The sequence below is a fragment of the Citricoccus sp. genome (assembly GCF_035445025.1).
Taxonomy (GTDB): domain Bacteria; phylum Actinomycetota; class Actinomycetes; order Actinomycetales; family Micrococcaceae; genus Citricoccus.
In genome coordinates this window covers 1-10,091 of the sequence record NZ_DAOMPX010000056.1, presented here as the reverse complement: position 1 = coordinate 10,091, position 10,091 = coordinate 1, and the positions used below count along the sequence as shown (strand labels likewise).

General features: G+C 73.7%; 8 protein-coding genes. 4 read left to right on the top strand and 4 right to left on the bottom strand.

Annotated features, from left to right (window positions below; all coding sequences use genetic code 11):
• Nucleotides 1-130: 130 nt before the first annotated feature.
• Entirely contained in the window at nt 131-2,539 is a 2,409-nt protein-coding gene (gene ppsA, locus PLJ28_RS13170; RefSeq protein WP_324590224.1) for a phosphoenolpyruvate synthase, read from the top strand.
• A gap of 26 nt (nt 2,540-2,565) precedes the next feature.
• On the opposite strand, the gene PLJ28_RS13165 is transcribed toward ppsA, so the two are convergent.
• Entirely contained in the window at nt 2,566-2,997 is a 432-nt protein-coding gene (locus PLJ28_RS13165) for a universal stress protein (RefSeq protein WP_298045693.1), read from the bottom strand.
• Nucleotides 2,998-3,230: 233 nt separating this feature from the next.
• Between PLJ28_RS13165 and PLJ28_RS13160 the strand changes: the two genes are divergently transcribed.
• Entirely contained in the window at nt 3,231-4,214 is a 984-nt protein-coding gene (locus tag PLJ28_RS13160) for an MDR family oxidoreductase (RefSeq protein ID WP_298045694.1), read from the top strand.
• Nucleotides 4,215-4,304: 90 nt separating this feature from the next.
• Here PLJ28_RS13160 and PLJ28_RS13155 read toward each other — a convergent pair whose 3' ends face one another.
• The gene (locus PLJ28_RS13155; RefSeq protein WP_298045695.1) at nt 4,305-5,021 is read right to left on the bottom strand and encodes a hemerythrin domain-containing protein; all 717 of its coding nucleotides are present in this window, start codon (nt 5,019-5,021) and stop codon (nt 4,305-4,307) included.
• A 318-nt stretch (nt 5,022-5,339) separates the two neighbouring features.
• On the opposite strand from PLJ28_RS13155, the gene PLJ28_RS13150 reads away from it, so the two are divergent.
• Both PLJ28_RS13150 and PLJ28_RS13145 read left to right on the top strand, forming a co-directional pair.
• Nucleotides 5,340-5,990, top strand: coding sequence for a TetR/AcrR family transcriptional regulator (locus PLJ28_RS13150; RefSeq protein ID WP_324590223.1), 651 nt, complete (start codon nt 5,340-5,342; stop codon nt 5,988-5,990).
• Entirely contained in the window at nt 5,990-8,581 is a 2,592-nt protein-coding gene (locus tag PLJ28_RS13145) for a YhgE/Pip domain-containing protein (RefSeq protein ID WP_324590222.1), read from the top strand. Before PLJ28_RS13150 ends, PLJ28_RS13145 begins: the two co-directional genes overlap by 1 nt.
• A gap of 17 nt (nt 8,582-8,598) precedes the next feature.
• On the opposite strand, the gene PLJ28_RS13140 is transcribed toward PLJ28_RS13145, so the two are convergent.
• On the bottom strand, nt 8,599-9,318 hold the full coding sequence (locus PLJ28_RS13140) for a thiamine phosphate synthase (RefSeq protein WP_324590221.1): 720 nt from the start codon (nt 9,316-9,318) through the stop codon (nt 8,599-8,601).
• Nucleotides 9,315-10,091, bottom strand: a 777-nt coding sequence (gene thiM / locus PLJ28_RS13135) for a hydroxyethylthiazole kinase (protein ID WP_324590220.1), incomplete at its 5' end; no start/stop codon positions are given. The genes PLJ28_RS13140 and thiM, both read right to left, overlap by 4 nt.

The window sequence follows — 10,091 nt, the reverse complement described above, 5'->3', positions numbered from 1 at the left end:
AGGGGCGTGGTGCAGGGGCGTGGTGCAGGGGCGTGGTGCAGGGGCGTGGTGCAGGCCGGCCGGACCTGTGCACGCGGCGAACCCCTGGCCTACCCTGTCTGCCACCAGGGACCGTACCGCGGAGGCGCACATGGAGCGGCAGCACATCCTATGGCTGGAGGACACCGGCCTCGAGGACCTTCCCCGGGTGGGCGGCAAGAACGCCTCCCTCGGTGAGATGATCCGGACCCTGACCGCCGAGGGGGTCCAGGTCCCCGGGGGGTTCGCGCTCACCGCCGAGGCGTACCGGGAGGTCGTGCAGGCCAACGGCCTCGAGCCCCGCATCCGGGAGCTGCTGGAGCACGGCCGCGGTGGCGGGTTGCCGCTCCGCGAGACCGGCGAGCGCATCCGCCGCCTGTTCCTGGACGCCCCCTTCCCTCCGCCGCTCGTGGACGCGGTGGCCGCGGCCTACGCCGAACTGGCGCGGCGCACCGGCACCACGGACCCGGCGGTGGCCGTGCGCAGCAGCGCCACCGCGGAGGACCTGCCCGAGGCCAGCTTCGCCGGCCAGCAGGAGACCTTCCTCAACGTGTGTGGGGTGGACGGGCTCGTGGACGCCTGCCGCCGGTGCTTCGCCTCCCTGTTCACGGACCGTGCCATCAGCTACCGGGCCCTGAAGGGCTTCGACGACCTGCAGGTGGCGCTGTCCGTGGGCGTGCAGCTGATGGTGGACTCCGCCTCCGGGTCCTCGGGGGTGATGTTCACCCTGGACACGGAGTCCGGCTTCCCGGACGCCGTGGTCGTCAGCGCCACCTGGGGACTGGGCGAGACGGTGGTCCAGGGCACGGTGGACCCGGACAAGTACGTGGTGTTCAAGCCCTTCCTCGACGACGACCGGCTCGTCCCGGTGCTCGAGCGCACCGTGGGGGCCAAGGAGGTCAAGCTGGTCTACGGGCCGAACGCCGGCTCGCCGACCGCCCTGGTGGAGACCTCACCGCAGGAACGCCGGGCGCTCGTGCTCACGGATGCTGAGGTGCTGCGGCTGGCCCGCTGGGCGGCGGCGGTGGAACGCCACTACGGCACCCCCATGGACCTGGAGTGGGCCAAGGACGGCCCCACCGGGGAGCTGTTCATCGTCCAGGCACGCCCGGAGACCGTCCAGGCCCGGCGCAGCGCCACCCGGTTCACGGTGCACCACCTCGAGGAGTCCGGCCGCGCCCTGGCCACGGGGGCGGCCATCGGGGACGCGATCGTCGCCGGTGAGGTGTGCGTGATCCGCAGCGCGGCGGACATCGGCAGCTTCCGCGACGGGGCGATCCTGGTGGCCGAGATGACCGACCCGGACTGGGGGCCGGTGATGAAACGGGCCGCCGGGATCATCACCGATCACGGTGGGCCCACCAGCCACGCGGCCATCGTGAGCCGGGAGCTGGGGGTGCCGGCCGTCGTCGGGACCGGCTCCGCCACCCGGGACCTGCCCGACGGCGGAGTGGTGACCCTGTCCTGCGCCGAGGGCGAGGTGGGGCACGTCTACGCGGGGCGGCTGCGGTGGCGCACGGAGGAGGTCGACCTGGAGCGGTTGCCGCGCACCCGCACCAAGGTGATGGTCAATGTGGCCAGCCCGGCCGCCGCCTTCCGGTGGTGGCGGCTGCCCGTGGACGGGGTGGGGCTGGCCCGGATGGAGTTCATCATCACCGAGGCGATCCGCATCCACCCCATGGCCCTGGTCCACCCCGAGCGCGTGGACTCCGCCGAGGACGCCGATCGGATCCGGGAGCTGACGAGGGGGTATGACGACCCGCGCGAGTACTTCGTCGACCGGCTGGCCACCGGGCTGGGGAAGCTGTGCGCGCCCTACCATCCCCGCCCGGTGATCGTGCGGCTGAGTGACTTCAAGACCAACGAGTACGCGCACCTGCTGGGCGGGCGGGCCTTCGAGCCGGCGGAGGAGAACCCCATGCTCGGCTTCCGCGGCGCCTCTAGGTACGACGACGACCGGTACCGGGAGGGCTTCGAGCTCGAGTGCCGCGCCCTGCGGCGGGTGCGGGAACGACTGGGCTTCACGAACCTCGCCGTCATGGTCCCCTTCTGCCGGACGGTGCCCGAGGCGGACCGGGTGCTGGCGGCGATGGCCGCCAACGGGCTGGTCCGCGGCCAGGACGGGTTGCTGGTCTACATGATGTGCGAGGTGCCCTCCAACGTGGTGCTCGCCGAGGAGTTCGCCCGCCGCTTCGACGGCTTCTCGATCGGCTCCAACGACCTGACGCAACTGGTGCTCGGGGTGGACCGTGACTCGGAGATCCTGGCCCGGCAGTTCGACGAGCGCGATCCGGCGGTGGAGTCGATGATCGCGGACGTCATCCGGCGGGCGCAGGCCGCGGGCATCACGGTGGGCCTGTGCGGGCAGGGGCCGAGCAACCACGCGGACTTCGCGGAGTTCCTGGTGGAGGCCGGCATCGACTCGATGTCCCTGAACCCGGACTCCGTCCTCCGCACGATCCCGGTCATCGCCGAGGCCGAGCAGACGGCCGTGACCGGCGGGCACGTGGGGCACGGCTGACGCACGCGGCGTCGGGAGTGAGAGCCCTACTCGGTCTTGCCGTGCATGATCAGCACGGGGCAGGCGGCGTGCGCGCCGACCGCGGAACTGACCGAGCCGAGCAGCAGGCCCCGGAACCCGCCCCGCCCGCGGCTGCCGACCACCAGCATGCGCGCGCCCCTGCTCAGTTCGGTGAGCACCTGGGCGGGCTGGCCCTTCTGCACCACGGTCTGCAGCGATGCCGGCTGATCGTCGCCGAAGGCCTCGCCGAGCGTCGCGTCGAGCCGTTGCCGGGCCTCCTGCTCGGGGTCGTAGCCGACCAGTTCCGGGATCTCCCCACTCGCCGCGGGCCATTGCCAGGCCGCCACCGCCATCAGCGGGGCGTTCATCAGATCCGCCATGATCTTGCCCTCGCGCAGCGCCTCGATCGACTGGTCCGACCCGTCGACCCCGACGACCACCGGCTTCGACTCGTCCATGGTGTTCCCCTTCTGCGTCGTTTCCACTGCCGGTCCGTCGTCTCCACGTCAGCAGGAGCGCGCGGGGTCCAGCACACGGGTCCGGAGGGCCCGTGGAGTGCGGCCACAGTAGGCAGCGGCTCGGCTGCGGCACAAGGGCCGGAGCGCGGGCGGGGCTGACGGACGGCCACATCGGCCCGTAACGTGACGTGGGAGCGGTCCTCACCGTGGGGCGAGGACAGAAAGGGTGAGGCATGCGGGCAGTGATCGTGGAGTCCCGGGGAGCGGAAGCGCGCCTGGAGGAGACGGCCGAGGAGGGCATCCTCAGCGGTCCCGTGGAGCTTGACGTGCTCTACTCCAGCTACAACTACAAGGACGGCCTGGCCATCACCGGTGCCGGCCGGGGCGTGCTGCAGAACTGGCCGATCATCCCGGGCATCGACATCGTCGGCACGGTCACCCGCTCCGACGATCCGGCCTGGGACCCCGGGGACACGGTGGTGCTCAACGGGGACGGCATCGGCGAATCGCGCAACGGCGGCTTCGCGACCCGGGCCCGGGTCCGCGGCGAGGCCCTCGTGGAGCTGCCCCGGGAGATCAGCCCGGTGCGCGCCGCGGCCATCGGCACCGCCGGCTTCACGGCCATGATCTCCGTGCTGCAGCTGGCCGATGCCGGACTCACCCCGGGGTCCGGGGACATCCTGGTCACCGGCGCGGCCGGTGGCGTGGGATCGGTGGCGGTGTCCCTGCTGGCCGCCCGCGGTTACCGGGTGGTGGCCTCCACCGGACGGGCCGAGGAGGAGGGTGACTACCTGCGGGACCTCGGTGCCGCCGACCTCCTCGACCGTCACGAGCTCTCCGAGGAGCTCGGCAAGCCCCTGCAGGAACAGCGCTGGGCCGGCGCCGTGGACGTCGCCGGCAGCACCACCCTGGCCAACGTCCTGGCCCAGACCAACTACGGCGGGATCGTGTCCGCCTGCGGCCTGGCCCAGGGCATGGACCTGCCCACGACCGTGGCGCCGTTCATCCTGCGCGGCGTCACCCTCACCGGCGCCAACTCGGTCTACGCACCGCAGGCCCTGCGCCAGCGGGCCTGGGCCGCACTGGCCGACGAGCTCGACCTGGACCAGCTCGACCGGATGACCACGACCATCGGGCTGGCGGACACGATCCCCTACGCCCAGCAGATCCTGGCCGGGCGCACGCGCGGGCGCACCGTCGTGGACGTCAACCGGTAACCCGCCGGCCCGGTCCGTCGCCACTCGGGGCCGTCCGTGAAGGACCCCCCGCCGGCGGAAGATCCCCGACGGCGGTGCCCCGGCCCGCCGTCAGGCGGCGGCGGGCGCCGTGGACGGGTCCTCGCCGCGGCGCATGACGGGCAGCCGTTCAACCCGGTGACTGAGCCCGGCCAGGGCCGTGCTGAGGCGCTGCAACCCTGAACCGACCCGCGACGGGTCCCGGAGCACCGCCGCGTCCACGAAGTCCCGGATCCGGTCGAGCACGGACAGCGGCAGGGCGGCGATCACGTTGCCGGGCGGCCGCCGGGCCACCACGAGGTGCGCGCGGGTGGGCGCAGTGCGCCGGACGAGCTCCCACACCAGGCCGGCGCTCCTCTGCTGGTTCCGGTTCAGCCCGGCCTGCAACCAGGGAAGCAGTTCGTCCTCCTCGTTGCGCACGTCCTCGCGCAACACCTCCGCCAGCGCGGCGAGCAGGGGGTCACGGGTGGGATCGCCGAGCGGCAGGCCCTCCAGGGCGACGACGATCTCGTTGACCTCCTGGTGCTCACGCTCGACCTGGAGCGTCCGCTCGTGGCCGTCCGGCAGGACCCGACGCCTCAGCGGCCACAGTACCGACTCCTCGGCGAAGGCATGCGGGAACACCAGCTGGTAGCGCTTCAGCGGCACCCGCCCCTGCTCCGCGCCCGAGGTTCCCTTGAGTTCCTCCAGCAGGACGTTTAGCTGGACGTGGTCCCTCTTCTGCCGGGCCAGCACGCTCAGCCGCCCTCCGAGTTCCGCGATGTCCTGCTCGGCGATGGATCTCATCATGGTGGCCTTCCGCGTCGTCGTACGTCATTCCCCTGCCATCGCCAAAGCTGGCGCGGTGGATGTCATCCCCCGTCCCCCGCTGGGGCTGCCCGGTCACCGCAGTGACGGTCCGTGAGTGAACACTCGTAAATCTCAGCTGGTCCCACCGCCCTCGCTCCGGCGCCCCACCGGCTGCCAGCGCCTGGACATTCAGAGCACTACTTGACAGGTGTAAAGTACCGAACTGGGCCGGCGGACGGCGGCCACGGAACGGAACGGGGGGCAGCAATGAACAGTCGAGTCCAGGAGGGACGGTCCCTGCAACCACTGGTGGAAGCGGTGACCGCCATGTTGGACGAAGGCACCGACCCCGCCGGCCTCAACGTCACCGACGTGGTACAACGCGCCGGGGTCAGCCGCCCCACGTTCTACAAGTACTTCCGGGACGTGCCCGCCCTGGTGTGGGAGGCAGCGCTGCGGCGCATGCAGGCGACCTTCGACCGCGTCCCGCAGGCGGCCCTCGGCGAGACGTGGACGGTGTTCGCCCGCGGCACCTTCCTGACCCTGCTGACGGACCTGGCGGAGCACCGCAGTTTCTACCTCTCGGCCCTGGCCATCAACCCGGCCGAGGTCGCCGCCGACTTCATCCGCTACCTGGCCCACCGGCTGCTCACCTCCTCCCCGCTGGGGCCCATCATCCACCGTCGGAAGGGCCCCGACACCGCCCAGCAGCGGGCCCAATTCCTGGCCGCGGGAAGCGTGTGGCTGGTGCAGCACTGGCTGGTCACCTCCACCGACCCCCTCCAGGAGGTCGAGGACATGGTCGACCGGCTGTCCGCCCTGCTGCTGTCCAGCTCGGGCGCCACGGAGCAGGAAATCGCCGCGGTCCGCGCGGCCGCACCGGCTCCCCCGGTCACGCCCGCCCCCTCCCCCGCCCGCGCCCCGGCGTCCCCGACGCCGGCCGACCACGACCCGGAAGACCTCGACTGATGGCGCAGCACCCGACCCCCCGGCCCGACTACCGGCTCCGGAACGCCGGCACGTCATGGGACGCCGTCCCAAGCCGCTCCGCCAGCCGTCACGCCGGCCGTCACGCGGGTCACCAGGCAGATCACCACGCGGCAGGACATGCTGCGGGCGATGGCCACGCCACCGCCCACCCCACCGTCGCGGCCGCAGAAAGAGCAGCATCAGCAGCCGTCCCGGCCGCCGGCCAGGGGCCCACGCGGTCGGCGCTCAGGAAGTACGGCGCCATGGCCTGGTTCTGCGTGATCCTGATGGCCCTGGCCATCATCCCCTCCATCTACTCGGGGCTGCTCACCGGATCCGTCAAGGACCCGACCGGTCACCTCGACCAGGTCCCGGCCGCCGTCGTGAACCAGGATGAGCCCGCCACGTCCCAGGGTGAGCCGGTCCACCTCGGTGAGGACCTGACCGAGGAACTCGTGCACCCGGACGGGGACTCGGACAACCTCAACTGGCGGACCATGGGAGCCGATGAGGCCCAGGAGGCGCTGGAGTCCGGCGACGTGCTCGCCGTGCTGACCGTCCCGGAGACGTTCTCCGCCCACGCCGCCGGGTTGTCCACGGGCGAGGCGGCCGACGCCCAGCAGTCCACCCTGCGCGTGCAGACCAATGACGGTGCGAACATCATCATGGGCACCATCGCGAGGACCATCGGCGAGACGGCGGCCGCCACGGTGGCCGAGGGCATCGGCGAGGAGTACGTGCAGAACGTGCTGCTGGGCGTCACCGACGTCCATGACGGCATGCAGGAGGCCACGGACGGAGCCGGCCAGGTGGCCGACGGCGCCCGGGACGCACGCCACGGCGCGGACGACCTGGTGGTCGGCATCGACCAGCTCGCGGACGGTTCCGTCACCCTCAACGACGGAGCCGGTCGGCTGGCCGACGGCGCCGCCGCCGCGAGCAGTGGAAGCCAGGACCTGGCCCAGGGCACCGCCTCCGTGAACGAGGGCGCGCAGCAGCTCAGATCGGGACTGGGCCAGATGCTCTCCCAGACCGCGTCCCTGCCGGACCAGACCACCGCGCTGGCGGACGGGGCCGCCCAGGTGGCGGACGGCGTCGGGAGACTCGACGAGGGCACCACCGCCCTGTCCGCCGCCGCGGACGCGCTGGCCGACGGCACGGGGCAGTTCGCCGCCGGCCTCGACCGGGCCGTCGCCGGGGCGGGGGAACTGCAGGACGGCGCGGCCGCCCTCGCCACGGGCACCGCACAGGTGCAGGATGGTGCGGCCGGGGTGCAGGGCGGGCTGGAGGACCTGCTGGCCGGTTACGACGCCCTGACAGACGACCAGCGCAAGGCCGCTCTCGCCGAGCTGACCGCGGGCGCCGGGCAGGTCACGGCCGGGGCCGGGCAGTCGGCCGACGGGGCCTCCACGGTGCACGAGCGCCTCGGGGCCCTGGTCGGGGAGGCGTCCTCCGGCACCGGGCTGTCCGGCCTGGGCTCCAGCGCCGACCGGGTGGCAGGCGGCGCCGCCGCGGCCGGCGCCACGGTCTCCGACCTGGCCGACGGGGTGGACACCCTCGCCGACGGAGCCGACCGGGTGGCGGAGGGCGCACGGGCCCTCGCGACGGGCTCCGGCGCACTGGCCGACGGGATCGCCGGTGCGGCCTCCGGCGCGGACGCCCTGGCCGCCGGCACCTCCTCGCTGGACGAGGGCGTCGGCCGACTGGCCGCGAGCCTGCCGGCACTGGCCTCGGGAGCGGCGGACCTCGAGTCGGGCAGTACGGAATTGTCCTCCGGTCTGGCCGGCGCGGACGACGGGTCCCGCCGGCTCGCCTCCGGCCTGGGCGAGTTGTCCGACGGTTCGGGCCGGCTGTTCACGTCCCTTCAGGACGGCACGGCGACCGTGCCCAGCTACACGGACGCGGACGCCTCCCGCCTCGGCTCCGTGGCCGCCCTGCCGGTCAGTGCGGACGTCCAGCGCACGAACGAGGTCCCCTCCTACGGCTACGGGTTGGCCCCGTACTTCATGTCCCTGGCCCTCTGGGTGGGCGCCCTGGGGTACTTCCTGATGCGCCCGGCCGTGCGCACGTCTATGATCGAGGACGGCCGCCCGTTGTGGCGGGTGATGCTGCGCAGTATGGCGCTGCCGGCGCTGATGGGCGCGGTGCAGTCGCTGCTGATGGTCTCCGTGTTCACGGTGGGCCTGGACATGACCCCGGCTGATGGCTGGGGACTGGCGGGCTTCGCCCTGCTGACGTCGCTGACGTTCATGGCGATCAACCAGGCGCTCATCGCCCTCCTCGGACCGCCAGGGCGCTTCTTCGCCCTGATCCTGATCGTGCTCCAGCTCTCGGCCGCGGGCGGCACCTACCCGGTCCAGACCGCGCCGGCGTTTTTCCAGGCCCTGCACCCCTGGCTGCCGATGACCTACGCGGTCGAGTCGTTCCGCTCCCTCATCGCCGGCGGCACGATCGGCGTCGGCCACGGCATCGTGGTGATGGTGACGTGGGCGGCCGTCGCGCTGGCCCTGCTGGCGGTGGCCGTGTGGGCGAAGGCCCGCAGGCTCCGCTCGGCGGGCGACGGGGTCCAGGCCGTTCCGGCCGCGGCCTGACCCGGGACGGGGGGCCGTCACCGGAACCCGGCGAGCACCTCGCCCACCACGGCCCCCGGATCCGCGGCGTCCATGATCGCGCGCACCAGCGCGACGCCGGCCACCCCCGTCCGGGCGAGCGCCGGCACGTCCTCCGGCTCGACGCCCCCGATCGCCACCACCGGCAGCGACGTGGCCGCGACCAGCCCGTGGTACCCGTCCACCCCGATCGGGTCCCGGCCGGAGTCCTTGGTGGGGGTCGGCCGGAAGGGCCCGGCCCCCACGTAGTCGATCACCCCGCGCAGGCGCTCCGCCGCGCGGACCAGGTCCGGGGTCCCGGTGGTCAGCCCGATGACGGCGTCCGGGCCCAGCAGCGCCCGGGCCTCGGTGACCGGCAGGTCGTCCTGGCCCAGGTGCACCCCGTGCACGGCCGCGCCGCGGGCATGCGCGGCGAAGGCCACGTCGGCCCGGTCGTCCACCAGCACGCGCGTGGCCGGCCGGGCCGCGTGCACGGCCTCGGCGACGGCACAGGTCAGGTCCAGCAGTCCGGCGGCGGTGGCCTCCTTGGCCCGGACCTGCACGACGCCGGCCCCGGCGGCCGCCGCCGCGGCCGCCACCTCCACGGTGCGCCGTCCGGTGCCGGAGGTGACCAGGTAGCAGCGCAGGTCGAGCGGTGCGTGGGTCCCGTCGATCGGCGTGCGGTGCCGGCCCGGGTGGGTCACCCGCGGGCCGAGCCGTCCGGCCGCTCCCCCGGTCACCGTCCCACCTCGTCGAGCGCGTCCAGCAGGTGCATCCGGAACGATCCCGGCCCGGCGGCCCGCCCGGCCGCGACCTCACCGGCCAGGTTCAGCCAGGTGGTCGCGGCGAGCGCGGCGCGGAACGGGTCCGGTTCGACCGCGGTGCAGGCGGCCGTCAGGGCCCCGAGCAGGCAGCCGGTGCCGGTGACCCGGGTGAGCAGACCGGTCCCGCGTGCCACCCGCGCCTGCCGGCGGGCGTCGAGCACGAGGTCCACGGCACCCGAGACGGCGACGGCGCCACCGGTCCTGAGTGCCGTCGACATCGCGGCGTCCTCCGCCGCGTCCGGCCCGGCCACCGAGTCCGCTCCGCGCCCGCCGGTGCCCGCACCGGCCAGGGCGAGCACCTCGGAGGCGTTGCCCCGCACCACGGTCGGCCGGGAGTCCAGCAGCTGGCGGGCCAGCGGTGTCCGCACCGGTGCGATGCCGATCGCGGTGGGGTCCAGCACCCACGGGCGCCGGTCCGCGACGGCGACGGCCACCGTGGCGGGGATGCCCTCCATGGCGTCCGTGCTCAGGGTGCCGAGGTTCACGGCCAGCGCGTCGGCCACCCGGGTCACGGTGGGGGCCTCGGCGAGGGTCTCGGTCATCATGGGGCGGGCCCCGGCGGCCAGCAGGCCGTCGGCGACGAGTGCCATGGAGACGGTCGCGGTGAGGCAGTGCACCAGCGGCCGGCCGGCGCGCCCCGCGGCCAGGACGTCGGCGACCGGTGCGAGGTCCGGGTCGGCGGTCGGAGG

Coding starts and splice junctions, on each gene's coding strand:
- ppsA (WP_324590224.1), top strand. CDS start 131: ATGGAGCGGCAGCACATCCTATGGCTGGAGGACACCGGCCTCGAGGAC.
- PLJ28_RS13165 (WP_298045693.1), bottom strand. CDS start 2,997: ATGGACGAGTCGAAGCCGGTGGTCGTCGGGGTCGACGGGTCGGACCAG.
- PLJ28_RS13160 (WP_298045694.1), top strand. CDS start 3,231: ATGCGGGCAGTGATCGTGGAGTCCCGGGGAGCGGAAGCGCGCCTGGAG.
- PLJ28_RS13155 (WP_298045695.1), bottom strand. CDS start 5,021: ATGATGAGATCCATCGCCGAGCAGGACATCGCGGAACTCGGAGGGCGG.
- PLJ28_RS13145 (WP_324590222.1), top strand. CDS start 5,990: ATGGCGCAGCACCCGACCCCCCGGCCCGACTACCGGCTCCGGAACGCC.